We start from the raw sequence: 25,921 nt of genomic DNA on the forward strand, positions 1-25,921 counted from the left end.
TTCTTTTTTATTTAGATATTTTCTTTAATGTTCCTCCTCCTTTTTCTCCAGTACGTATGCGATATGCTTCTGAAATATCTGATACAAATATTTTACCATCACCAACATCTCCTGTAGCAGCAGATTTAAGTAACGCATCTATAGTAATTTGTTCAAAATCATCATTTACAACTATAGATAAATATCTGCGCTGTATATCACTTGTACTATAACTCACGCCTCTGTAAACATGAGCTTCTTTTTCGTTACCTAAACCAGTAACATCCCAATAAGAAAAGAAGTTTACGTCCACAGCATGAAGAGCATCTTTTACTGTAGAAAACTTTGATTTTCTGATTATTGCTTCAATTTTTTTCATTGTATTTATTGTTAGTTAGTAAATATTAAAATGTGTAGATAGCGGCTAAAGTGAATGCAGCCAAACTACTCATGTCTTCTCCGTCAGCATCAAAGAACGCATCGTCAAAATTACTCCAAGAGTCTAATCTAATTTCAGGCTTAATAATTAGGTTGCTTTCTACGGTGTAGCTCCCTGTTAAAGTTGCAGCAAATACACTTGGTAAATCATCACCTTCTTCAGCATGATATCCAAAGTATTCACCTCTTAAACCAATACTAAAATCTTCAGATGCAGCAAATTGAGGGTATAAAGCAGCACCATAAAAGCCATTTTTAAAATCATCACTCAATACAGCACCATTATCATCATAAACGTAAGATGTAGTTTGGTAAGCAGCATTGATTCCTAAGAAAAATTCGTCAGACAGATCAAAACCACCAGTGTAATCAACTTCAAAACCTAAACCATTATTAGCACCACTATCATAGTATAAGTTTAAGTATTGGCCCGAATAACCTAATTGTGCACCAAATGAATATTCACCTGTTGTAGAGGTGTTATTAGTGTCCCAAGGGTTCATTACTGCCAACATTAAGCTAAAATCATCAGATAATGCGAAATCTGCTTTTAAACCCATGTGGGAAAAAGGTCCGTTAGAGAATAAATGAGATGTACTGTAGTTAAAGTTTGCTGCAGGTGCAATAACTTCATATCCTAAAAACGTATTAAAACGACCAAATGTTAAGGTAGTACTTTCAGAAACATTCCAGTAAGCATAGGCTTGATTTACGATACCATCAACAATATCGTTGCTAAAAGTAGCACCAGCACCTCTCGGTCCTACCACTAAATCCAGAACAGCACCTACTTTACCGCTTTCATAGCTAGCAATTAAATTTCCCATACCCAATGCAAATCCTGTTTGATCTGCAAAAGCGGTTCCGAAAGATTGTCCGGAATCATCAGAAGCCGATAAATATGTTTGGTAATAAGCGTCAACACTTCCGCTTATAGAGAATTTCTTTTCTTCAGTTTCTTCTTCTTGAGCAAATAAACCAAATGCTATAAAGAACATTGAAAGCGTAAATAATTTTTTCATAATCATAATAATATTTAATATAGTTAATTCGGGTCAAATCTATACAAACTTTAAAACAACCCTATTAAAAAGTGGGGTTAAATTATAATTTTTATGAATATTATATTTTATACCCCCTAAATTTTAGGGTTAACATATTTTTTAATGTTTTTTTAACAAATTGATAATTGGTAAAATCGTTTTTTGCTAAGATTTAGTTGTAAAGGAATGGCGAAAACGTTTTCGCTCAAAAGTGCCGTTTTTACTATGTCTTACCTATTATCTATTCATCAGTATATCTCATAATTATTATCATATTTTCATTTAGATAGTGCTTAATTATCGATATGAGAAAAGTGTTTCCAGTTTTTTTTTAATTGAATTTTACGGCATATATTAGAGGTTCACTGCGGCTTAAAAACCTTCGAAAAAATTAAATTATGCTGAAGAAACAAGGACTCTATTTACCAGAATTTGAACATGAAAATTGTGGAGCAGGATTTATATGTAATCTAAAAGGAGAAAAAACAAATCAAATTATACATGACGCTTTAGAGATTCTTGTAAAACTAGAACATCGTGGCGGTGTTAGTGCAGATGGGAAAACTGGTGATGGTGCTGGTCTTTTAATAGACATTCCTCATGATTATTTTAAAAGAGTCTGTGGATTCAAAGTGCCAGTAAAAGGAAAGTATGCTGTGGGAATGGTTTTCTTACCAAAAAACAGAAATCAATATAAGTTTTGTAAAGATACTTTCGAAAAAGAAATCATTGCTCAAGGACTTTCTGTTATAGGATGGCGAGAGGTTCCTGTAGATTCCACGCAACTAGGAGAAATAGCTTTAGCGTCAGAACCTAATATCGAACAAATCTTTGTCGGAAAATCTAACGAAGTTTCAGAAACCGATTTTAAAGCAAAACTATATGCGGCACGAAAAATAACAAAGCATACGGTTAGAAAATCTAAGATGTCTCAAAGTTCATATTTCTATGTGTCTAGTTTATCAATGAATACACTTATATATAAAGGTATTATAATGCCCGAAGATATAGGTCCTTATTATAAAGATTTACAAGAAGATGATTTGGTGACACGCCTGGCATTAGTGCATCAGCGCTTTTCAACCAATACAATGCCGACTTGGGAATTGGCACAGCCATTCCGATTTATGTGTCAAAATGGAGAAATAAATACACTTAGAGGTAACGTGAGTAGAATGCGAGTTAGAGAAGAAATCATGAAAAGTGATGTCTTTGGACCGCAAATAGAAAAATTATTTCCAATCATTTTACCAGGAAAATCAGATTCTGCCTCTATGGACATGGTTGTGGAATTATTAACGCATACGGGACGTTCTCTTCCGGAGGTGATGATGATGATGATTCCTGAAGCCTGGGAAAAACATGCAACCATGTCGCCAGAACGAAAAGCATTTTACGATTATAATGCCTGTATTATGGAGCCATGGGATGGACCTGCTTCTGTGCCATTTACAGACGGGAATTATATAGGAGCATTATTAGATAGAAACGGATTAAGACCTTCAAGATATACAGTCACTAAAAGTGGTAAATTAATTATGTCTTCAGAAATTGGTGTGGTAGATATTGCACCAGAAGATGTTGAAAGTCATGGTCGCTTAGAACCTGGAAAAATGTTCTTGGTAGACATGAATCAAGGTCGAATTATAAACGACGAAGAAATAAAAAGTAAAATTGTAAAAGAAAGACCATATCAGGAATGGTTGGATAAAACGAGATTACATTTAAAAGATATTCCATATACAGGCGAAACCTGTCCGATTGAAACTCTAGATATAAAAACAAGACAGCGCTTATTCAACTATACGTTTGAGGATATTCAAGAAGTCATCACGCCAATGGCACAAAAGGCTAAAGAGGCTTTAGGTTCTATGGGAATAGATACACCTTTAGCGGTTTTATCTAACAAACCTCAGTTGATTTCAAATTACTTTAAACAGTTATTTGCTCAGGTGACTAATCCACCATTAGATGGGATTAGAGAAGAAATTGTAACTGATATTAGTTTGGCCTTAGGAAAAGACCGAAATATTTTCAGCATTACAGAAAGACAATGTAGAAAATTAAAAATTCAGAATCCTGTAATATCAAATGACGATTTAGATAAAATTAGAAATATTAAAGTTGAAAGCTATAAAGCCGAAACTATAGAAATATTATACCAAAAGGATAAGGGTTTAAATGGTCTAGAAGATGCATTGGATAACATCATTGTTCAAATTGAAAAAGCACTAGAAAGAAAAACTAACATTATTATCCTTTCAGATAGAGGAGTTAGTAAAGAGTTAGCACCAATTCCTCCATTATTAGCATGTTCTTATGTGAGTCATCAAATGAATCGTTTGCGCAAGCGCTCGTACTTCGATATAATAATCGAATCTGCAGAACCACGCGAACCACATCATTTCGCCACCTTATTTGGGTATGGTGCAAGTGCTGTGAACCCTTATATGGTGAATGAAATCATTAGAATGCAAGTTAAAGACGGCTTTATCACGGATATGGATGAGCAAAAAGCGGTTGATAATTTTAACAAAGCCATTGGAAAAGGCATTTTGAAAATAATGAATAAAATAGGAATCTCGACTTTACGTTCATACAGAGGTTCTCAAATTTTTGAAATTGTTGGTTTCAATTCGCAATTTGTTGAGAAATATTTTCCATATACAACTTCTAGAATAGAAGGTATTGGTTTATATGAAATCGAAAAAGAAATTGATAAAAGATACCATCATGCTTATCCAGAAAATATCGTAGATAAACGTTTAGGTTTGAATATAGGTGGTGATTACAGATGGAGACGAAATGGTGAAAAGCATTTATTCAATCCAACAACGGTTGCAAAACTTCAACAAGCAGTAAGATTGAGTGATCAAAAGAGCTATGATGTTTATGCTAAAGCCATAAACGAACAGTCTAAAAATTTAATGACCATTCGCGGGTTATTTGAATTTAATAATATTGACCCTATTCCGATTGAAGAGGTAGAACCATGGACGGAAATCGTAAAACGATTTAAAACAGGTGCTATGTCTTATGGCTCAATTTCACGTGAAGCACATGAAAATTTGGCGATTGCCATGAACAGAATTGGAGGAAAATCTAATTCAGGAGAAGGTGGAGAAGACAGAAAACGTTTTCAGCCAGATGTCAATGGCGATAGTAGAAACTCAGCTATAAAGCAAGTCGCTTCTGGTCGTTTTGGTGTCACTTCTCACTATTTAACGAATGCTAAGGAGATTCAGATAAAAATGGCTCAAGGTGCAAAACCAGGCGAAGGAGGTCAATTACCTGGAGAGAAGGTATTGCCATGGATTGCAGCTGCAAGAAACTCCACACCATTTGTAGGTTTAATTTCACCACCACCACATCACGATATTTATTCCATTGAAGATTTAGCACAATTAATCTATGATTTAAAAAATGCAAATCGTGAAGCTAGAATTAATGTAAAGCTTGTATCTGAAGTTGGTGTAGGTACTATTGCAGCAGGTGTTGCAAAAGCAAAAGCTGATGTGGTGCTTATTTCTGGTTACGATGGAGGTACAGGAGCATCACCATTAACCTCATTAAAACATGCTGGTTTACCTTGGGAACTCGGTATAGCTGAAGCACAACAAACACTTGTTCTTAATGATTTAAGAAGCAGAATTGTTGTAGAGTGCGATGGACAATTAAAAACAGGTCGTGATGTTGCCATTGCAGCATTATTAGGTGCTGAAGAATTTGGTTTTGCAACTGCGCCTTTAGTAGCATCAGGATGCATAATGATGCGTAAGTGTCATTTAAATACCTGTCCTGTCGGCATTGCGACTCAAGATAAAGAGTTGCGTAAAAACTTTAGAGGTACACCAGAACATGTGATTAATTTCTTCTATTATATCGCAGAAGAGTTAAGAGCTATTATGGCAGAATTAGGGTTTAGAACTATGGCTGAAATGATTGGTCAAACCCATAAAATAAATGCAAACAGAGCGATTAAGCATTACAAAGCTAAAGGCTTAGATTTATCTTCAATCTTGCATAGACCAGAAGCGTACAGCAAAATGACGGTTAAAAATACCGAAAAGCAAGAACACAATTTAGACAATGTATTGGATTTTAAAATTCTAAAAGATTCACATCGTGCTTTATACAGAAAAGAGCAAATGACATTGGCTTATCCAATTAAAAATACGAATCGAACAGTTGGTGCTATTGTAAGTAATGAAATTTCAAAAATATATGGTCATTTAGGTTTACCTGAAGATACTTTGAATATCAATTTTGAAGGTTCTGCAGGTCAGAGTTTTGGTGCTTTTGGAGCACATGGATTAACTTTCAAACTAGAAGGAAATACAAACGATTATTTAGGTAAAGGCTTATCTGGTGCGAAACTTATAGTTAAAAAACCGGCTAAAGCAGACTTCGTTGCAGAAGACAATATTATTGTTGGTAATGTTTGTTTATTCGGAGCAGTAGAAGGTCAGGCTTATATCAATGGTATTGCAGGAGAACGTTTTGCGGTTAGAAATTCTGGAGCAACAGCGGTTGTGGAAGGTGTAGGTGATCATTGTTGTGAATATATGACTGGAGGTAAAGTGGTAGTTTTGGGTAAAACAGGACGAAACTTTGCAGCCGGCATGAGTGGAGGAATAGCATACGTTTACGATCCTGAAAACAAATTTGTAAATGGATTATGTAATACCGAAACCATAGAATTTGAAAAGATTTTGAAGAAAGATGCTAATGAATTAAAATCTATAATTGCAAAGCATGTGAAATACACAGGCAGTCAGTTAGGTGAAAAATTATTAGCTGATTGGGAAACGAGTTTGAGCAATTTTGTTAGAGTTATGCCAACGGAATACAAACGTGCATTGAAACGTTTAGAGACAGAAGAACAAATGGTTGAAGCGTTAGCTTAATAGGGGTAGAGAATACAGATTTAATTAAAATTAGATTGCAGGATAAGATTCCTGCTTTCGCAGGAATAAAATGGGAAAAGTAACAGGTTTTAAAGAATTTGAAAGAAAGGATGAATCCTACAAATCAGTAAAGGATCGTGTAAAGCACTATAAAGAATTTACTGTGCCGCTTAAGGATAAAGATCTGAAAGAACAAGGGTCACGTTGTATGGATTGTGGAATTCCGTTTTGTCATAGTGGTTGTCCACTTGGGAATTTAATTCCAGATTTTAATCACATGGTACACCAAGGTGAATGGCAAAAAGCTTCATGGATTTTACATTCTACAAATAACTTCCCTGAGTTTACAGGGCGTTTATGTCCTGCACCATGTGAACAAGCATGTGTGTTAGGTATTATTGAAGATCCGGTTTCTATAGAAAATATTGAAAAAAATATCGTTGAACGTGCCTTTAAAGAGGGTTGGATTAAGCCACAGCCACCAAAAACCAGAACAGGAAAAACAATTGCTATTGTGGGTTCTGGTCCGGCAGGTTTGGCAGCGGCACAGCAATTAAATAGAGCTGGTCATACGGTTACTGTTTTTGAACGCGATGATGCTATTGGAGGCTTATTGCGCTATGGTATTCCAAATTTTAAAATGGAAAAAGAGATTATAGATCGTCGTTTGGCCATTTTAGAAGCGGAAGGTATTGTATTTAAAACCAACGTTAATGTTGGAGTTAACTATGATGTTGAAGACTTAAAAGCGTTTGATGCAACTGTACTTTGTGGTGGTGCAACTGAAAGAAGAAGTTTACCAACACCTGGAATAGATGCTGATGGAGTAGTGCAAGCTATGGATTTTTTAACCCAACAAACCAAAGTGGTTTTTGGGCAAGAAATAAAGGATCAGGTATTAGCTACAGATAAAAATGTAATTGTTATTGGTGGTGGAGATACAGGTTCGGATTGTATCGGTACATCGAATCGTCAAGGAGCAAAATCGGTTGTTAATTTTGAGATTATGCCAAAGCCACCAGGACACAGATCTCCAGCAACACCTTGGCCATATTGGCCGTTACAATTAAAGACATCGTCTTCTCATAAAGAAGGTGTTGAAAGAAATTGGCTTATAAATACTAAGGAATTTGTAACCGATAAAAGCGGAAAACTAACCGCTTTAAAAACTGTGAATGTAGAGTGGGAAATGGTTCCTGGTGAGCGACCAAAATTAATAGAAATTGCAGGTACTGAAAAAACATGGCCATGTGATTTGGCATTATTAGCATTAGGATTTACTGGTCCAGAAAGCACAATTGCCGATAAATTAGGATTAGACAGAGATGTACGTTCTAATTATAAAGCGAGTTATGGAAAGTATCAAACCAATATTCCAAATATATTTACGGCCGGTGATATGAGAAGAGGACAATCCTTAATTGTTTGGGCTATCTCTGAAGGAAGAGAAGCGGCTCGTCAAGTAGATATTTACTTAATGGGTAAATCTGATTTAGCTACAAAAAATGCGGATGGTGATTTAGTTGGGTTATAATTAAATAGCTACATAAAACTTTCTACTGCTATAAATTCTAGGGTTAGTATATTTTTAGGGTAGAATATAAAAGCATCTGTTTTCAGGTGCTTTTTTTATTCATTGGTAAAAGCGGTAAGACTTTTGATTATATTTATAATTCAATACACTATTACATGAGAACTTTTTTCATATTAATTTTTATAAATTTTTCTTTGTTTTTGAACGCACAAAATAAAAACGAAGAAAATAAGTATTATGATTCAGGTAATCTAAAAGCTACTAGAATTCATCAGGAAAACCATAACAAATGTGAGTATATATTTTATTTTGAAAATGGTAATATAAAAACCACAGGTTATAATCTTGAATACAAAAAAGAAGGAAAAGCAAAATTGAGAAAAGTAGGCAAATGGAAATATTTTTATGAGGATGGTAACAAAAAAAGTGAAGGAGAATATGCTCAAGGTAAAAAAATAGGTGAGTGGAAGTACTACTATAATGATGGAACTATAAAAAGTAAAGGGAGCTTTAGGGACAATGAAGAAATAGATATATGGACTTTCTATCATGAAAATGGTGAGGTAAAATGTGAAGGTTTTTATAAAGAAGGTAAAAGAACAGAAGAATGGAAATTCTATTATGAAAGTGGAAAATTAAAATCAATAGGAGATTATACTGGAGGTAAAAATTCAGGAAAATGGCAATATTTTCATGAAAATGGTGAAAAGAATCGAGAAGGTATTCTAATAAATAGTGAAAAGACTGGACTATGGAAATTTTATAACGAAAAAGGTGAACTAACAACATCTGGGAACTACAACAATAATGTATCTGAAGGTTTATGGACATTTCGTTTTATAGATAAAAATAGTGGTGAAAAAGGCTATTACGAAGAGGAATTTATTAATGGTAAACTATCTGGATTTCGAAAGTTTTACAGGTCCGATAAGACTTTATATGCAACAGGTAAGGTAGTAGAAAAAGAAAAAAATGTTGGTGAGTGGAAACTTTATGATAAAAATGAACAATTATTAAAAATTATTAATTATTCGAATAATGTTCTTTCTGGGCGATGGATAACTTATTACCCAAACGGAAAGATTAACCAAATGGGCTTTTATAAAAATGGAATACCTTTTGGTGAAATAATATCTTACCATGAAAACGGAAAATTATACAGCATGGGTAAGATAGAAAATGGTTTAATGCATGGTGAATGGAAATATTATAATGAAAATGGGGATTACGATAAATCTGTTGAATATAAAGAAGGTAAAGAAGTAAACTAATCTTTATTATTTAGGAAATTTACCTTGAATATCATCCAAACACAAATTATGAATACTCCCAATATGAGAATGTTCTTTCCCTAAATCGGGTTTGTACGTGTCATTTTGTACTTCACCGCCAATCTGTTGATAGGCTTCTCTAAAAGACATACCATCAACTACTAAATTATTAATACTATCTACTGTAAATAGATATTTGTACTTGTCATCATTAAGATCAATATCTTTCACAATGATTTGCTGAATGGAATAAGTGAAGATGTCTAAAATATCTTTAACATCTTCAAAAGCGTTGATAATGTTTTCTTTTAATAACTGAAAATCTCTATGGTAACCACTTGGTAAATTGTTTGTGATTAATAACATTTCGGTATGCAATGCTTGAATTTTATTACACTTACCTCTAATCAATTCAAACACATCAGGATTCTTTTTATGTGGCATAATACTGCTTCCAGTAGTTAACTCGTCTGGAAATGTTATAAAACCAAAATTCTGACTCATATATAAACAAATATCCATGGCAAATCGAGACATGGTATTGCATAAACCACCTAAAGCACTTGCAATAGCACGTTCACTTTTGCCTCTGCTTAATTGAGCAGCAACCACATTGTATTTTAAAGTTGAAAATTCTAATTCCTTTGTTGTGATGTCCCTATCAATTGGAAACGAACTACCATAACCAGCAGCAGAACCTAATGGGTTTTGATCTACAATTTTTGAAACGGCATTTAAAACATAAACATCATCAATGAGTAATTCTGCATAGGCAGAAAACCATAAGCCAAAAGAGGATGGCATGGCAACTTGTAAATGGGTATAACCGGGTAATAATTGCGATTTATGAGTTTCAGCTAAACCTAAAAGTGTATCAAAAAACGTTTTTGTTTTGGAGTTAATAATTTCAAGATTTTCCTTATAGTATAACTGAAGTGCCACCAAAACCTGATCGTTTCTAGAACGTGCAGTGTGTATTTTTTTACCGACATCACCTAAAGATTTTGTCAACTCATGTTCAATTTTAGAATGTACATCTTCAAAAGTGTCTTCTATTACAAAACTTCCATCTTCAATAGATTCTGATAAGGTTTGCAAGCCAGCCTTTAGCTGTTCTAATTCTTCAGAACTAATAATTCCGATGGATTCTAACATAATAGCGTGCGCTCGAGATGCATCAACATCATATTTAGCAATATGCATATCAATTTCTCTGTCATTGCCAACAGTAAAATGCTCTATTTTTTTATCGATTGAAAATCCTTTGTCCCAAAGTTTCATATTTTCTTATTTTTGCTTCTGTCTCCTCGAGCATTACTTGAAACAAAATATATTTTGTTTTAAGTAGCGAGCGTAGCTCAACGAGAGGTTTTTTAATATTAATAGGTCTCGACTGCGCTCGACCGGACAAGCTTATAGTACTTTTTCTAATAATTTAATATACAAATCAATTCCTTCTTCAATTTCAGCGAGATAAATAAACTCATCAGCTGTATGCGATCTTGTACTATCACCAGGTCCTAATTTTAAAGATGGACATGTTAAAACGGATTGATCTGAAAGTGTCGGAGAACCATAAGTTTCTCTGCCTAATTCAATGCCAGCTTTGACTAAGTCGTGATGAACTGGAATAGACGATGAATTCAATCGTAAACTACGTGCTTCAATACTAGAACAGGGTGAATTTTTAGTCAGAATATCAGCAATTTCCTGATTAGAATATTTATCATTCACACGAACATCAATCACTAAATCAACTTCACTCGGAACAGCATTATGCTGCTTGCCAGCATTAATTTGAGTTACCGTCATTTTTACATCTCCAAGAACAGGTGATTTCTTTTCAAAGGTATAGTCTTGAAACCATTTTAAAACATCAATGGTTTTATAAATGGCATTGTCAGTATTAGGATGTGCAGCATGACTAGCCGTACCTTTTACCTTCGCATCAAAAACCACTAAGCCTTTTTCGGCAATCGCTAAATTCATTAAGGTAGGCTCGCCAACAATGGCAACATCAACATGTGGAATTATGGATAACATACTATTTAAACCATCCGGACCACTACTTTCTTCTTCTGCAGAGGCCACAATGACCAAATTATAGCTGAGGTCTTTCTTTTTATAGAAATAGGTAAATGTAGCAATTAAGGATACCAAACAACCACCAGCATCATTACTTCCTAAACCATATAATTTGCCATCTTCTACAATTGCTTTTAAAGGATCTTTTGTGTAACCATTGTTTGGTTTTACGGTATCGTGATGTGAGTTTAATAGTAATGTTGGTTTCTTTTCATCGAAATGTTTATTGGTTGCCCAAATGTTGTTTTTATTCCGTTTGAAAGGAATTTGATGTGTTGTAAACCAATCTTCAATTAACAAAGCCGTATTATCTTCTTCCGAAGAAAATGATTGCGTTTCTATAAGTTGTTTTAGCAGAACAATAGCTTCTTGTGTTAATTTTTCAATCATTTTGTTATAGTTGTATGTTTGCTGTTTGTATTGAAAAGCATATCTGATTTTCCAATACAAACTTGTTGTACGTTATGATGTATTGCATGAAAGCAGTTGTCTAATTTTGGTAACATGCCTTCGAATATGATATTGTTATCTTTTAGTGTTTTATATCTTCCAGTGTTGATGTTTTCAATAACGGAATCTTCGTTTTCTACGTTTTCGAGAACACCATTTTTTTCAAAACAATAATAGAGTTCGGTTTTAAAATGTTTTGCAAAACCAATCGCTAATTCTGAAGCAATGGTGTCTGCATTAGTGTTTAATAGTTGCCCGTTTTTATCATGGGTAATAGCGCAAAAAACTGGAGTAATGTTGTTTTTTAATAACACTTCTAAAGTAGTCGTATTTACTTTTTTTACATCACCAACAAATCCATAGTCAACAGTTTTAACAGGTCTTTTTTCTGAAATGATAGTATTTCCATCCGCACCAGAAAACCCAATGGCATTACAATTATTGGCTTGTAATTGGGCGATAATGTTCTTATTTATGTTCCCTGCATATACCATGGTAATGATGTCTAAAGTATCAGTATCTGTAATACGTCTGCCTTCATTCATTTTAACAGGTACGTTCATTTTCTTTGCCAATTGCGTTGCTAATTTTCCACCACCATGCACCAATACTTTTAGACCTTTAAGTTTTGAAAATTCACTTAAGAATGAAGCTAATGCAATATCATTATCGATAATGTTACCTCCAATTTTTATGACTTTTAGTGTTTTCATTTTAATATTTTGTCTCCTCGAGCATTACTTGAAACAAAATATATTTTGTTGAAAGTAGAGAGCTTAGCTCTGCGAGAGGTTTTTATGTTTAATAGGTCTCGACTGCGCTCGACCCGACAATATTTATAGGTTTTCTAATATTTGCTTCAACACAACTTGTGCAGCATAAGTTCTATTATTAGCTTGTTGAATAACAATAGATTGATTACTATCTAAAACTGCATCTTCAACAACTACATTTCGTCTTACTGGCAGGCAATGCATAAACTTAGCCTTACCAAGTTTTTCTTTAGTCATCATCCAGTTTTTATCTTCACTTAAAATTTTGCCATAGTCAGTATAACTGCTCCAGTTTTTTACATATACAAAATCTGCATCTTTTAGTGCTTCTTCTTGATTGTAATTTATGGTTGTGTCTTTGGTGATTTCAGTATTCAACTCATAACCTTCAGGATGTGTAATGGTAAAATCAACATCCAAATATTGCATCATTTCAACAAACGAATTCGCTACAGCTTGTGGTAATGCTTTTGGATGTGGTGCCCAAGATAAGACCACTTTAGGTGTTTTCTTTTCTGTTAATTCTGAAATTGTAATCGCATCTGTTAGTGCTTGCAATGGGTGAGCTGTTGCAGATTCCATGTTTATAATAGGAACCGTAGCATATTTTTTGAAGCTATTTAGAATTAATTCAGATTCATCTCTTGCTTTATCTTTTAATCCAGGGAACGCTCTAACAGCAATTACATCTGCGTATTGAGAAATTACCTGAGCCGCTTCTTTGATATGCTCTGATTTATCAATGTTCATTATAGTGCCATCTTCAAACTCTAAATTCCAAGCGTCATTGACATTTAAAATCATGACCTCCATACCTAAGTTCTTTGCTGCTTTTTCTGTACTTAATCGTGTTCTTAAGCTCGAATTAAAGAAGAGCATTACTAATGTTTTATGTTTTCCTATTTCTGAAAGTTCAAAAGGATTCATTTTTAATAAAATAGCACCCTTTATAGTTTCCGAAAGGTTTGAGATATCTTTTATGGTTGTATAATTTTTCATTTTTACTTCCCGCGAAAGTGGGAATCTTTTTAATTAAACTTAGTTTCAATTAGGTCTCGACTGCGCTCGATCAGACAAACGAATGTCTCCTCGAGCGCAGTCGAGAAGTTTTACGGTTCTAATTTTTTTAATTCTTTCTTTAACGCCTTAAAAAAGACATCGATATGTTTTTTCTGAATGGTTAAAGGTGGAAGAATTCTAATTAAATTTGGGTTTTTAGCACCACCAGTAAATATATGATGCTTAAATATGAGTGTTTTTCTCAATTCCGAAATTGGAAAATCAAACTCTAAACCGAGCATTAATCCTCGACCTTTAATAGCTTTTAAATTTGGTAAATCTTTTGTTTTTTCAAGAAAATATTCTGAGATTTCTGAAGCATTTTGCATTAGGTTTTGCTCTTTAATAACATCTAACACTGAAAGGGTAGCTGCACAAGCTAAATGATTTCCACCAAAAGTAGTTCCTAGTAATCCAAAAGAGGCCTTAATTGAGGGATGAATTAAAATTCCACCAACAGGAAATCCATTTCCCATGCCTTTGGCAATCGATATAATATCTGGTGTAATGTTGTGCTTTTGAAAAGCAAAAAAGTCACCTGTTCTTCCAAACCCAGATTGCACTTCATCAGCTATTAAAGCTGTGTTATATTGCTTGCAAAGTTTTTCTAGGCCTTGATAAAATTCAGTTGTATTTTCATCTAATCCACCAACTCCTTGAATGCATTCTATAATGATTGCACAGGTCTCATTAGCTTTTAGAATGGATTCTGCTGATTCTAAATCTCCTAACTCTACAAAATCGACCTTTTGTTGTGCATTTAAAGGAGCAACGACTCTAGGATTATCAGTTGCCGCAACAGCTGCTGAGGTTCTACCATGAAATGAATTATTAAAAGCTAATATTTTGTGTTTTCCGTTGTGGAAAGATGCTAGTTTCAAGGCGTTTTCATTGGCTTCTGCACCAGAATTGCATAAAAACAATTGGTAGTCTTTGCATCCAGATAAGTGTTCTAATTTGTTCGCTAATTGTGTCTGTAATGGATTTTGAATGGCATTACTATAAAAACCTAGTTTTTCAACTTGATTTGAAATTGCAGCAACATATTTTGGATGTGAATGTCCAATAGAAATAACTGCATGACCACCATAAAGATCGAGATATTCAACATCTTTTTCATCGTAAACGTACGCATCTTTTGCGCTTACAGGTGTAACATCGTATAACGGATATACATTAAATAAACTCATATCTGTTCTTCTTTTATAGTATTAATTTTATTAAATGAAGCTACCATACCTTGTATTAAAGAAGAGCTCAATCCTTTATGTTCCATTTGGTTTAATCCTGTAATGGTGCAACCCATTGGTGTTGTAACTCTATCAATCTCTTCTTCTGGATGGTCGCCATTTGTAATTAATAAATTGGCAGCACCTTCAGAGGTGTGCATTGCTAATTCTTGTGCTTCTTTGGCATCGAAACCTAGTTGAATTGCGGCTTGTGTTGTGGCTCGTATGAGTCGCATCCAAAAGGCAATCCCACTAGCACAAACGACTGTTGCGGCTTGCATTTGAGATTCTGGTATAGCCAATGTGTGTCCTAATCTATTAAAAATAGCTTCAGCAATCGGTATACGTTTTTTGCCTTTTTCGTTACTACATAAACAGGTCATAGATTTACCAACAGCAATGGCCGTATTTGGCATCGCTCTAATTATAAACTGATCACTTCCAATTTGAGATTCAATCTTTGGGATTAAATAGCCTGTAATAGTTGAAATCACAACATGATTTTCAGTTAAATAGGGCTTGACATCATTTAAAATCTTTTCAAAATGTGCTGGTTGCACAGCGAAAATTAATATGTCAGATTGTTTTACGGCTTCAATGTTATCTGTGGTCAATACTACATTTTTGTAGCCTTCAAATTCTTGAATATCGTTCAAGTTTCGCTTGGTTAAATACAGCGTTGTAATCGCATTATTGGTGATTAACCCTTTTGCGATAGACTTACCTAAGTTTCCTGTTCCTATAATTGCGATTTTCATATCTGTTGACCGCGAAAGCGGTTATCTTTTAATTAAATGTTTTTTTAAGACCTTTCGACTGCGTTCAAGGTGACAGCAGTTAAAAATAATTAGCTTTTAATTTTAATCCTGCGGTTTCTTCAAAGCCAAACATTAAATTCATGTTTTGGATGGCTTGTCCTGAAGCACCTTTTAATAGATTATCAATTACACTTGTAATTAATATTTTATTACCGTGTTTTTCAACACCTATGATGCACTTGTTGGTATTTACCACTTGTTTCATATGAACTGCTTCGTCTGAAACAAACGTAAAAGCAGCGTCTTTATAATATGCTTTATATAAATCAACTGCTTCTTCAGCAGTTCCGTCGAAACTTGTGTATGCAGTTGCAAATATGCCTCTCGAAAAATTACCGCGATTTGGCATAAAATGAATTTCAGAATCAAAGTCAGACTGTAACTGATTTACGGTTTGATTGATTTCACCTAAATGCTGATGCGTAAATGCCTTGTAATGCGAAAAGTTATTATCTCTCCAAGTAAAATGAGTGGTTTTAGATAATGATGTTCCTGCTCCAGTAGCACCTGTTACAGCATTAATATGAACGTCTTCTTTGATTAAATTAGCATCAGCCAATGGTAAAATTGCTAATTGAATGGCTGTCGCAAAACAACCTGGATTGGCAATGTATGTGGCTTTTTTTATAGCTTCTCTTTGTAATTCTGGTAAACCATATACAAAATCTTTTCCATTGAAAACCTTATCAGTTTCAAGTCTGAAATCGTTACTTAAATCAATAATTTTTGTCGTTTTAGAAAATGTGTGTTGTTCCAAAAATGCCGTTGAGTTTCCATGACCTAAACATAGAAATAGCACATCTACATTAGCATTAATTTTATTAGTAAATTCCATTTCGGTAGAACCAATTAAATCTTGATGCACCTTATAAATTTTGTTTCCAGCATTTGATGTACTGAATACGAAGTCGATAATCGTTTGTTCGTGATTGAGTAACAATCTAATCAATTCACCTGCTGTATATCCAGCACCTCCTATAATTCCTGCCTTAATCATAATTCTGAATTTACTTGTTGATAGATTTTGTTTTGATTGCCTACTATTTTAATAAACCCTTTTGCTTCATCTGCTGTCCAGCCTTTATTCTCTTCACCATAACTTCCGAATTTTGCACTCATTAAATCGTGTTGAGATGAGATGCCATCTAAACTAAAATGATAAGGTTTCAATGTTACTGTTACATCACCAGAAACTTTAGCCTGACTATTTTGAAGAAATGCTTCCATATCTCGCATTACAGGATCTAAATACTGACCTTCGTGCAAATGCATGCCGTAGAAATTTGACAAATAATCTTTGTGTTGTAATTGCCATTTAGTTAAAGTGTGCTTCTCTAACAGATGATGTGCTTTGATGATAATTAATGCAGCAGCAGCTTCAAATCCAACACGTCCTTTAATGCCAACAATAGTATCACCAACATGAATATCCCTCCCAATGGCATAAGCCGAAGCGATATCATTTAAGAGTTCAATATTTTTGTCAGCTGCATCTTGCTTTCCATTTAAAGCCACTAATTCACCTCTCTTAAAGGTTAAGGTGATTTTCTCTTCACCATCTTTTTTCAATTGCGAAGGGTAAGCGGATTCTGGTAATGGTTGTTCTGATGTCAAGGTTTCTTCTCCACCAACACTAGTTCCCCAAAGTCCTTTGTTTACAGAATATTTTGCTTTGTTCCAAGACATGTCAATTCCATTTTCAATGAGGTAATCAATCTCTTGTTGTCTCGTTAATTTACCATCTCTAATTGGTGTAATGATTTCGATTTCTGGAGCTAAGGTTTGAAAAATCATATCAAAACGTACTTGGTCGTTTCCTGCACCAGTACTTCCGTGTGCAATATATTTAGCTCCTATACTTTTGGCATATTCAACAATTTCAATGGCTTGGATGATACGTTCCGCACTTACAGATAAAGGGTATGTATTATTCTTTAGAACATTTCCGAAGATTAAATACTTAATGACTTTATCGTAATACGAAGCGATAGCATCGATATTTTTATAAGTTGAAACACCCATTTTATAGGCGTTATTCTCAATATTTTTAATTTCTTCTGAAGTAAAACCACCTGTGTTTACACTTACAGCGTGTACATCATAACCCGCTTTACTTAAACTTACTGCGCAATAGGATGTGTCTAATCCACCACTATATGCAATTACTAATTTGCTCATTTTTTTTCTTTTTTTAGAAACATCGATTGCTTAATGTTTTTCAATCGCGTCCATACTTTTTTATCAATATTTTTCTCTTCTAGTTTCTCCTCTTCCTTTTTATTAGGATCGTAGAGCATACCAGTACATAGACACATTTTTTGTTCGGTTCTGGTTAAAACATCAAAGTTTTTGCAAGTCTGACAGCCTTTCCAAAAGGACTGGTCATCTGTTAACTCTGAAAACGTAACTGGTTTGTAACCTAAATCACTATTCATTTTCATAACAGCTAATCCTGTTGTAATACTAAAGACTTTTGAATCAGGAAACTTAGTTCTCGAATGTTCAAAAATCACCTTCTTGATTTTCTTAGCAAGACCTTGATTCCTGAAATTTGGATGAACAATTAGTCCAGAATTAGCGACGAACTTTCCATGTCCCCAAGCTTCTATATAGCAGAAGCCTGCAAATTCGTCTCCATCTAAGGCAATTACTGCATTACCGTTTTCCATTTTGGTAATGATGTATTCTGGTTGTCGCTTTGCAATACCAGTACCTCTGACTTGCGCGGCTTCTTCGATAGTTTTGCAGATGATGTCTGCATAAACGCTATGTGATTTATTAGCAATAACAATTTTCATCGTAATTGAGTTTTAATTAAAAAATGTGATTTTGTTTTTTTGAAAGCTGAACCGGACTCACCTAAGTTCAATGAATAGAGGTACACCCTAAGGGCGACGCGGAAAAAAGCGGCGTACGATGCTATGATTATCTGTTGAGATAATTAAAGATTGAAAATGATATTTGAAAATTGAGTTGTACACAGTAAAAAGATAAAAATGAATATAGAGTTTGTTGCTAAATATTAGAATTAGCGACGGCGTTCAACAGTGGGTCTGGGAGCTCTATATTTGTGTCTTAGTGTAAACATAGTACTAAACTACATATTTAATTAGTAATTACAATAGATAAAATATTGTTTTAAGTGAGATTTATGAAATTCGAAATAAATACCTTTTCAAATTGTATAAATCTCACTTATTGATTGTTTTGTTTAAAGAATATAATCTGTGCTCACAAAGTTTGAAGCTTTAGAGTCTAGCAAATCCTTTAAAATAGCATTGTTATAATCATTGTCTTTTGAAGCCACAAAAGTTCTAATTGAAAATGATCTTAAAGCATCATGCACACTTAGAGTTGCTACTGCAGAATCTTTTCTTCCTGTAAATGGATATACGTCTGGTCCACGTTGACAAGAGCTGTTCAAATTCACACGACAAACTAAATTCACTAAAGTATCAATTAAAGGCGCTAAGGTTTTTACATCCTTACCAAACAAACTTACTTGTTGTCCGTAATTAGATTCAGCCATATCATCTAAGGGTTGTTCAATATCTGAAAATGGAATTACAGGAATTACAGGTCCGAATTGTTCTTCTTGAAACACTCTCATGTCCTTCGTAACTGGATATAAAACAGCTGGAAAAATATAGTTTTCTGTCGTTTCTCCTCCTTTAGAGTTAATCACTTTTGCTCCTTTTGCTGCAGCATCATCAATTAAGTCTTGAATATAAGCTGGTTTATCTGGCTCAGGAAGAGGTGTAAGTTTTGCACCATCTTCCCATGGATTTGCAAATTTTAAGGCATCTACTTTTTCAGAAAAACGGGTATTGAACTCTTCAACAATAGCTTCATGAACATATAAGACCTTTAATGCAGTACAACGTTGACCGTTAAAAGATGTCGTGCCCGCAATACATTCATCAATGGCTAAATCTAAATCCGCATCTTTTAACACAATTGCTGGATTTTTAGCTTCCAAACCTAATACCATTCGAAGACGGTTACTTTTTGGATGTTCATTTTGTAAGGCATTAGCAGATTTACTATTACCAATTAACGCTAAAACATCGACACGTCCATCTCTCATTATTGGAGTTGCAATGGTTCGTCCTCTGCCGTAAATAATATTTACAACACCTTTTGGAAAGCTGTTTTGAAAGGCTTCTAATAAAGGTGATAATAATAAAACACCAATCTTAGCAGGTTTGAAAATGGTTGTATTTCCCATCATTAGGGCTGGGATTAAAAGCGCAAATGTTTCATTTAAAGGATAATTATATGGTCCTAAACAAAGTACAACTCCTAATGGTCCTCTTCTAATATGTGCATTAACACCAGAATTTTTTTCAAACTTGGCACTATTACGATCCATTTGTTTGTAATCTTCTATGGTATCGTAGATATATTCAACAGTTCTGTCGAATTCTTTTTCTGAATCTGGAAGGTTTTTACCGATTTCCCACATTAACAGTTTAACAACTTCGTTTCGCTTGGTTTTCATTTGTTTTACAAATTTTTCCATACAAGCGATTCTGTCCACAACCTTCATGGTTGGCCACAAACCTTGTCCTTTATTATATGCAGAAACAGCAGAATCTAATGCCTTTAAGGCTTCTTTTTTTCCTAAAGTCGGAATAGTTCCAAGAAGTGTTGGCTCATATGCTTCAGTTGACGAAATTGTGGAATAGACTTTAGAGGTTTCTCCTCTCCAAGGTATTAGTGCTCCATCTACTAAATACGTGTTCTGATCTACTAAATTTCTAATTTGAAATTGTTCTGGAATATTCATTTTTTGGTTGGATTATACTAAGAATTGAAATAAATCTGGCTTATTGTTAAGATAATCTCCATAAAAATTATGAAGCTTCATTTTGGTAATTAAAGGCTCTAAATCGTCAGGATGTTTTAACTCTAAGCCAACTACAGCAACATCATTTTCTCGGTTTGCCTTTTTTGTGTATTCGAAATGAGTAATATCGTCCGTAGGACCTAAAATATCTACAACGAAATCTCTTAGTGCTCCAGTTCGCTGGGGGAATTTAACAATGAAATAGTGTTTTAAATTTGCATGCAATAATGCACGTTCTTTTATTTCAGCTGTTCTTGTAATATCATTATTGCTTCCACTAATAACGCAAACTACATTCTTTCCTTTTATTTCTTCAGAAAATTGTTCTAATGCGGAAAGGCTTAAAGCACCAGCAGGCTCAACAACGATAGCATCTTTGTTGTATAAATCTAAAATAGTCTGACAAATCTTGCCTTCATCTACCTCAACAACACGATGTAAGGTCTCTTTACAAATCGCAAAATTTAAATCACCAACGCGTTTTACAGCTGCACCATCCACAAAGTTGTCAATAGAGTTTAGCGTAATATTTCTATTATTTCTAATAGAGTTTAACATCGCAGAAGCACCTTTTGGTTCTACACTAATAATTTTTGTTTGTGGTGATAAAATTCTGAAAGCTGACGACAATCCTGCCGCGAGTCCACCACCACCTACAGGAACAAAAACATAATGAATAGGATGCTCTTTTGACTGATCAATAATTTCTAATCCTACAGTCGCTTGTCCTTCAATTACTTTTTCATCATTAAAAGGGTGAATGAACGTTTTATTAAGAGATTCAGATTCTTCCTTTGCAGCATGATAGGCATCATCGAAAGAATCACCCACTAAAACCACATCAATATAATCTTCACCAAACATTTTTACCTGTTCAATTTTTTGATTAGGTGTTGGTGAAGGCATATAAATAGTGCCTTTTATTTTCAAAAGCTTGCAAGAAAGCGCTACTCCTTGCGCATGATTCCCTGCACTAGCACAAACAATTTCGTTTTCAGTTTGAGAGGCGCTTAATGATGAGATCTTATTATACGCACCACGAATTTTGTAAGAACGAACTTCTTGTAAGTCCTCTCTTTTAAAATAAATATTTGCACCAAAATGCTTCGAATACCTAGCATTTTTTGTCAAAGGTGTAACAGATGCAATGCCTTTTAGCTTCTCAGCAGCAGCTTCAATTGCCTTTAATGTTGGTCGGTATACCGTAGTAGTTTCTTTCATGTTAACTTCCCACGCAAGTGGGAATCTTATTTATTATGGTTCTGTCTGTTTGAGCGCAGTCGAGACCTCATAAGCACCTCTAAGAGGTTTGTTCGCTACTTTCAACAAAATATATTTCGTTTCAATAATGCTAGATGTGACAGTCTTTTACTTAAGCTAAAACAGAATCAGAAGTTTTTACATCCGATTTTATTACTTTCATTGCTGTCATTGCAGCACGTAAACGTTGGCCAACAGCTTCGATTGGATGATTTCTAATCGCATCATTAATCGCTATTAATTCTCCATTGTCAACTCCATTTGAATTTGAAAATGGTTTTCCAATAATACTAGTATCAACTGTCTTCATAAAATCAGTCAACAATGGTTTACAAGCATGGTCAAATAAATAACAGCCATATTCTGCAGTATCAGAAATCACACGATTCATTTCAAATAATTTCTTTCTTGCAATAGTGTTGGCTATTAATGGTAATTCGTGTAAAGATTCGTAGTAAGCAGAATCCTCAATTATACCAGCAGCTACCATAGTTTCGAAAGCTAATTCTACACCAGATTTTACAAAAGCAACTAATAAAACCCCATTGTCAAAATATTCTTGTTCAGAAATATGATCAGAAGTTAACGCTGTTTTTTCAAACGCGGTTTCTCCGGTTGCTGCTCTCCATTTTAATAAGTTAACATCATCATTTGCCCAATCTTCCATCATGGTTTTTGAGAAATGACCAGAAATAATATCGTCCATATGTTTTTCAAAAAGTGGACGCATAATATCTTTTAACTCTTCAGATAATTCGAATGCTTTAATTTTTGCAGGATTCGATAAACGATCCATCATATTAGTAATTCCACCATGTTTCAACGCTTCTGTAATGGTTTCCCAACCAAACTGAATTAATTTAGCAGCGTAACCCGGCTCAATACCTTCTTCAACCATTTTATCAAAAGATAGGATAGCTCCTGTTTGTAACAAACCACAAAGAATTGTTTGCTCTCCCATTAAATCTGATTTTACTTCAGCAATAAAGGACGATTCTAATACACCAGCTCTGTGTCCTCCTGTAGCTGCAGCATAAGCTTTGGCTTGTGCCCAACCTTTACCTTCTGGATCATTTTCTGGGTGCACAGCAGTTAATGTCGGTACACCAAATCCACGTTTGTATTCTTCTCTAACTTCGGTTCCTGGACACTTCGGCGCTACCATGATTACCGTTAAATCTTCACGAACTTTTGTTCCCTCTTCAACAATATTAAAACCATGAGAGTAACTTAATGTTGCTCCTTTTTTCATTAATGGCATAACTGCCTTTACAACATTAGTATGCTGCTTGTCTGGAGTTAAGTTCAATACCAAATCAGCAGTTGGAATTAACTCATCATAAGTACCAACATTAAATCCGTTAGAGGTTGCATTTTTATATGATTGGCGTTGTTGGTCTATAGCAACTTGTCTTAATGCATACGAAATATCTAAACCAGAATCGCGCATGTTTAAACCTTGGTTAAGACCTTGAGCTCCACAACCTACAATTACGATTTTCTTCCCAATTAATTCGTTTACACCATCTTCAAATTCTGAAGCATCCATAAAACGACACTTTCCTAATTGCTCTAATTGTTCTCTTAATGGTAATGTGTTAAAATAATTTGACATTGTTCTTCTTTTTAGATTATAGAAATTAGAGATTAGAAAATAGACTTGTTATAGCTCCAAAAATTTTAGCAATGTCTAATTTCTTCAATCTCATTTCTAATTTCTTTTTTATTAATTAATGTTGAAATGCTTGAAGCATTGTTGATATTTTCATTTCGTCCTTTGTGACTGCAATACGTCCAGATCTTGAAAATTGCATGATTCCAAAAGGGCTTAATTCTCTATATAATAGGTCAATTTCTTCTTTTCTTCCAGATTTTTCAATTACAAAAAACTTTTTGTTTACAGTAACTATTCGGGCGTTACTTTCTTTGATAATATTTTGAATTTGACGCTCATCAAATAATAGATCGGACTTCATTTTAAAAATGCACGACTCTTGATAAATGATTTCTCCTTCAGTATGATAATAAGCCTTAATAACTTCTACTTGTTTTTCAATCTGACCAATGATTTTTTTCATTTGAGACTCAGTAATATTGACGACAAGTGTGAATCTTGACACTCCTTCAATCTCAGAAGGAGAGGTGTTGAGACTCTCAATATTCATGTGTCTTCTTTGGAATATTGCTGAAATCCTGTTCAGCAATCCTATATTGTTTTCAGTGTAAATAGAAACTGTAAATTGTTTTATATCTGTACTCATTATATTTATTCTAAATAATTTATTCGTCACTTCGAGTGATTTTTTCGAGGTACGAGAGAAAATTGTATCGAGAAATTATATTATTGTTCTCGATACAAATTTCAAAATTCGTTACACTTCTTTTGAAATTCAATCGAACTGACGTTTACTCTAATCTTATATCTGAAACACTTGCACCTGTTGGAATCATTGGGAAAACATTATCTTCCTTTTCGACTCTAACCTCCAAAAAATATGGACCTTCGCAATCAATCATTTCTTTTACAGCTGCTTTTAAATCTTTTCGTTCTGACACTTTTTGAGCATCGATGTGATAGCCTTTAGCAATTGCTACAAAATCTGGATTTACCATTTCGGTTGAAGCATAGCGTTTATCAAAAAACAGTTGTTGCCACTGACGTACCATACCAAGGAACTCATTGTTTAAAACCACAATCTTAACTGGTACTTTTTGCTGAAAAATTGTTCCTAATTCCTGAATATTCATTTGATAGCCACCATCACCAGCAATCATAACTACTTCGCGTTCTGGAGCGGCCATTTTTGCTCCAATAGCTGCTGGCAGAGCAAAGCCCATAGTGCCCAAACCTCCTGAGGTAATATTACTTTTAGAGACATTAAAATCGGCATAACGGCAAGCAATCATTTGATGCTGACCAACGTCGCTCACAATCGCAGCCTCTCCTTTGGTTTGAATGTTGATTTCTTTCAACACTTCTCCCATTGTTAAACCCTCCTTTGTAGGATTTAAATCATTTTTAATGACCTTATCGTATTCTATTTTATATAAATCTTTAAATTTTTGATGCCAATCTTTATGCGAATTTGTATTCAATAATGGCAACAAGTTTTTTAGACTAGATTTGGCATCGCCTAGAACAGCAATATCCGTTTTTACATTTTTATCTACTTCAGCAGGATCAATTTCAAAATGAACAATTTTGGCTTGCTTCGCATAGGTTGCTAAGTTTCCGGTTACGCGATCATCGAAACGCATGCCTATAGCGATTAAGACATCACATTCGTTAGTTAAAACGTTAGGTCCATAATTTCCGTGCATACCAACCATACCAACATTTAATGGATGCGAAGTAGAAATAGCAGAAGCTCCTAAGATGGTCCAAGCAGAAGGAATTCCTGCTTTTTCAATAACCGCTTTAAATTCTTCTTCAGCTTTACCTAAAATGACTCCTTGCCCCCAAACAATTAATGGTTTTTTTGCATTATTGATTAGTTCTGCCGCAGCTTTTAGAGAATTTTCGTCTGTGTCTGGTACAGGTTTGTAACTTCTTACACCTTTACATTTTTTGTATTTAAAATCGAACTCTTCAAATTGCGCATCTTTAGTGATGTCAATTAGAACTGGTCCTGGTCTTCCGCTTTTTGCAATATAAAATGCTTTAGCAAATACTTCAGGAATTTCTGAAGCTCTAGTGATTTGATGATTCCATTTCGTAACAGGTGTAGAAATACCAACAATATCTGTCTCTTGAAACGCGTCACTTCCTAACAAATGAGAACCTACTTGACCCGTAATACAAACCATGGGAGTAGAATCGATTTGTGCATCTGCAATACCAGTAATTAAATTAGTTGCACCCGGTCCTGAAGTAGCGATAGCAACACCAACTTTTCCAGAAATACGAGCATAACCTTGAGCGGCATGGGCAGCACCTTGTTCATGACGTGTTAAGACATGATGAATTTTATCTTGATACTTATATAATTCATCATAAACTGGCATAATCGCCCCACCTGGATATCCATAAAGAATATCAACACCTTCTGCTAATAAACACTTTATAACAGCCTCACTACCTGAAATACGTTCTGTAGTTTCAGTGTTTTTAGTGTTGTTTTTTATAGTTTGAGTTTCTTTCATCTCATGTTTTTATTGAGATCCTTCGATACTTCGACTGGGCTCAGCACAGGCTTTCTCAGGATGACATTTTGGTAATATTTTTA

The 25,921-nt window shown here is 34.4% G+C and carries 19 protein-coding genes; 3 read left to right on the forward strand and 16 right to left on the reverse strand.

Annotated elements, in window-relative coordinates; translation table 11 throughout:
- Positions 1-7: 7 nt before the first annotated feature.
- Together SJY34_RS13765 and SJY34_RS13770 are read right to left on the reverse strand one after the other, a co-directional pair.
- Positions 8-358, reverse strand: a complete 351-nt coding sequence (locus tag SJY34_RS13765; protein ID WP_400076576.1) for a P-II family nitrogen regulator — start codon at positions 356-358, stop codon at positions 8-10.
- 25 nt (positions 359-383) lie between these two features.
- Complete coding sequence (locus tag SJY34_RS13770; protein ID WP_400076578.1) at positions 384-1,439, reverse strand: outer membrane beta-barrel protein; 1,056 nt, start codon at positions 1,437-1,439, stop codon at positions 384-386.
- A gap of 419 nt (positions 1,440-1,858) precedes the next feature.
- Between SJY34_RS13770 and gltB the strand changes: the two genes are divergently transcribed.
- The 3 genes from gltB to SJY34_RS13785 all read left to right on the forward strand — a co-directional run bounded on the left by gltB (position 1,859) and on the right by SJY34_RS13785 (position 9,172).
- A complete protein-coding gene (gene gltB / locus SJY34_RS13775) occupies positions 1,859-6,367 on the forward strand; it encodes a glutamate synthase large subunit (RefSeq protein WP_400076580.1) in 4,509 nt (1,502 codons plus the stop codon).
- Between the two features lie 70 nt (positions 6,368-6,437).
- Positions 6,438-7,901 (forward strand): glutamate synthase subunit beta, encoded by a 1,464-nt coding sequence (locus SJY34_RS13780; RefSeq protein WP_400076581.1) that lies wholly within the window; start codon positions 6,438-6,440, stop codon positions 7,899-7,901.
- Between the two features lie 200 nt (positions 7,902-8,101).
- A complete protein-coding gene (locus SJY34_RS13785; protein ID WP_400076583.1) occupies positions 8,102-9,172 on the forward strand; it encodes a toxin-antitoxin system YwqK family antitoxin in 1,071 nt (356 codons plus the stop codon).
- A 6-nt stretch (positions 9,173-9,178) separates the two neighbouring features.
- Here the strand turns inward: SJY34_RS13785 and argH are convergent, their stop codons facing one another.
- From argH to ilvB, 14 genes are all read right to left on the reverse strand, one after another.
- Entirely contained in the window at positions 9,179-10,453 is a 1,275-nt protein-coding gene (gene argH / locus SJY34_RS13790) for an argininosuccinate lyase (protein WP_400076585.1), read from the reverse strand.
- 132 nt (positions 10,454-10,585) lie between these two features.
- Complete coding sequence (locus SJY34_RS13795; RefSeq protein WP_400076587.1) at positions 10,586-11,647, reverse strand: M20 family metallo-hydrolase; 1,062 nt, start codon at positions 11,645-11,647, stop codon at positions 10,586-10,588.
- A complete protein-coding gene (argB, locus tag SJY34_RS13800) occupies positions 11,644-12,420 on the reverse strand; it encodes an acetylglutamate kinase (protein WP_400076589.1) in 777 nt (258 codons plus the stop codon). The genes SJY34_RS13795 and argB overlap by 4 nt, the downstream gene beginning before the upstream one ends.
- 123 nt (positions 12,421-12,543) lie before the next feature.
- Positions 12,544-13,479 carry an acetylornithine carbamoyltransferase gene (locus SJY34_RS13805; RefSeq protein WP_400076591.1) on the reverse strand — a complete coding sequence of 312 codons (936 nt, stop codon included), beginning with the start codon at positions 13,477-13,479 and terminating at the stop codon, positions 12,544-12,546.
- A 110-nt stretch (positions 13,480-13,589) separates the two neighbouring features.
- Positions 13,590-14,729 (reverse strand): aspartate aminotransferase family protein, encoded by a 1,140-nt coding sequence (locus SJY34_RS13810; RefSeq protein WP_400076593.1) that lies wholly within the window; start codon positions 14,727-14,729, stop codon positions 13,590-13,592.
- Positions 14,726-15,526 (reverse strand): pyrroline-5-carboxylate reductase, encoded by an 801-nt coding sequence (gene proC, locus SJY34_RS13815; RefSeq protein ID WP_400076595.1) that lies wholly within the window; start codon positions 15,524-15,526, stop codon positions 14,726-14,728. The genes SJY34_RS13810 and proC overlap by 4 nt, the downstream gene beginning before the upstream one ends.
- A gap of 79 nt (positions 15,527-15,605) precedes the next feature.
- The gene (argC, locus tag SJY34_RS13820; protein ID WP_400076597.1) at positions 15,606-16,583 is read right to left on the reverse strand and encodes an N-acetyl-gamma-glutamyl-phosphate reductase; all 978 of its coding nucleotides are present in this window, start codon (positions 16,581-16,583) and stop codon (positions 15,606-15,608) included.
- Positions 16,580-17,764: an argininosuccinate synthase gene (locus tag SJY34_RS13825; protein ID WP_400076599.1), complete on the reverse strand. Its 1,185-nt coding sequence runs from the start codon at positions 17,762-17,764 to the stop codon at positions 16,580-16,582. The genes argC and SJY34_RS13825 overlap by 4 nt, the downstream gene beginning before the upstream one ends.
- The gene (locus SJY34_RS13830) at positions 17,761-18,384 is read right to left on the reverse strand and encodes a GNAT family N-acetyltransferase (protein ID WP_400076601.1); all 624 of its coding nucleotides are present in this window, start codon (positions 18,382-18,384) and stop codon (positions 17,761-17,763) included. Before SJY34_RS13830 ends, SJY34_RS13825 begins: the two co-directional genes overlap by 4 nt.
- A gap of 413 nt (positions 18,385-18,797) precedes the next feature.
- Positions 18,798-20,375, reverse strand: a complete 1,578-nt coding sequence (locus tag SJY34_RS13835; RefSeq protein WP_400076603.1) for an NADP-dependent glyceraldehyde-3-phosphate dehydrogenase — start codon at positions 20,373-20,375, stop codon at positions 18,798-18,800.
- A gap of 12 nt (positions 20,376-20,387) precedes the next feature.
- On the reverse strand, positions 20,388-21,656 hold the full coding sequence (gene ilvA, locus SJY34_RS13840; RefSeq protein WP_400076605.1) for a threonine ammonia-lyase: 1,269 nt from the start codon (positions 21,654-21,656) through the stop codon (positions 20,388-20,390).
- Between the two features lie 151 nt (positions 21,657-21,807).
- Positions 21,808-23,310, reverse strand: a complete 1,503-nt coding sequence (ilvC, locus tag SJY34_RS13845) for a ketol-acid reductoisomerase (protein WP_400076607.1) — start codon at positions 23,308-23,310, stop codon at positions 21,808-21,810.
- A gap of 115 nt (positions 23,311-23,425) precedes the next feature.
- Positions 23,426-23,956: an acetolactate synthase small subunit gene (ilvN, locus tag SJY34_RS13850; RefSeq protein ID WP_400076609.1), complete on the reverse strand. Its 531-nt coding sequence runs from the start codon at positions 23,954-23,956 to the stop codon at positions 23,426-23,428.
- 145 nt (positions 23,957-24,101) lie between these two features.
- A complete protein-coding gene (ilvB, locus tag SJY34_RS13855; RefSeq protein ID WP_400076611.1) occupies positions 24,102-25,838 on the reverse strand; it encodes a biosynthetic-type acetolactate synthase large subunit in 1,737 nt (578 codons plus the stop codon).
- Positions 25,839-25,921 lie beyond the last annotated feature (83 nt).

This window comes from Winogradskyella sp. R77965 (genome assembly GCF_044594915.1).
Lineage (GTDB): Bacteria > Bacteroidota > Bacteroidia > Flavobacteriales > Flavobacteriaceae > Winogradskyella.

Coding starts and splice junctions, on each gene's coding strand:
- SJY34_RS13765 (WP_400076576.1), bottom strand. CDS start 358: ATGAAAAAAATTGAAGCAATAATCAGAAAATCAAAGTTTTCTACAGTA.
- SJY34_RS13770 (WP_400076578.1), bottom strand. CDS start 1,439: ATGAAAAAATTATTTACGCTTTCAATGTTCTTTATAGCATTTGGTTTA.
- gltB (WP_400076580.1), top strand. CDS start 1,859: ATGCTGAAGAAACAAGGACTCTATTTACCAGAATTTGAACATGAAAAT.
- SJY34_RS13780 (WP_400076581.1), top strand. CDS start 6,438: ATGGGAAAAGTAACAGGTTTTAAAGAATTTGAAAGAAAGGATGAATCC.
- argH (WP_400076585.1), bottom strand. CDS start 10,453: ATGAAACTTTGGGACAAAGGATTTTCAATCGATAAAAAAATAGAGCAT.
- SJY34_RS13795 (WP_400076587.1), bottom strand. CDS start 11,647: ATGATTGAAAAATTAACACAAGAAGCTATTGTTCTGCTAAAACAACTT.
- argB (WP_400076589.1), bottom strand. CDS start 12,420: ATGAAAACACTAAAAGTCATAAAAATTGGAGGTAACATTATCGATAAT.
- SJY34_RS13805 (WP_400076591.1), bottom strand. CDS start 13,479: ATGAAAAATTATACAACCATAAAAGATATCTCAAACCTTTCGGAAACT.
- SJY34_RS13810 (WP_400076593.1), bottom strand. CDS start 14,729: ATGAGTTTATTTAATGTATATCCGTTATACGATGTTACACCTGTAAGC.
- proC (WP_400076595.1), bottom strand. CDS start 15,526: ATGAAAATCGCAATTATAGGAACAGGAAACTTAGGTAAGTCTATCGCA.
- argC (WP_400076597.1), bottom strand. CDS start 16,583: ATGATTAAGGCAGGAATTATAGGAGGTGCTGGATATACAGCAGGTGAA.
- SJY34_RS13825 (WP_400076599.1), bottom strand. CDS start 17,764: ATGAGCAAATTAGTAATTGCATATAGTGGTGGATTAGACACATCCTAT.
- SJY34_RS13830 (WP_400076601.1), bottom strand. CDS start 18,384: ATGAAAATTGTTATTGCTAATAAATCACATAGCGTTTATGCAGACATC.
- SJY34_RS13835 (WP_400076603.1), bottom strand. CDS start 20,375: ATGAATATTCCAGAACAATTTCAAATTAGAAATTTAGTAGATCAGAAC.
- ilvA (WP_400076605.1), bottom strand. CDS start 21,656: ATGAAAGAAACTACTACGGTATACCGACCAACATTAAAGGCAATTGAA.
- ilvC (WP_400076607.1), bottom strand. CDS start 23,310: ATGTCAAATTATTTTAACACATTACCATTAAGAGAACAATTAGAGCAA.
- ilvN (WP_400076609.1), bottom strand. CDS start 23,956: ATGAGTACAGATATAAAACAATTTACAGTTTCTATTTACACTGAAAAC.
- ilvB (WP_400076611.1), bottom strand. CDS start 25,838: ATGAAAGAAACTCAAACTATAAAAAACAACACTAAAAACACTGAAACT.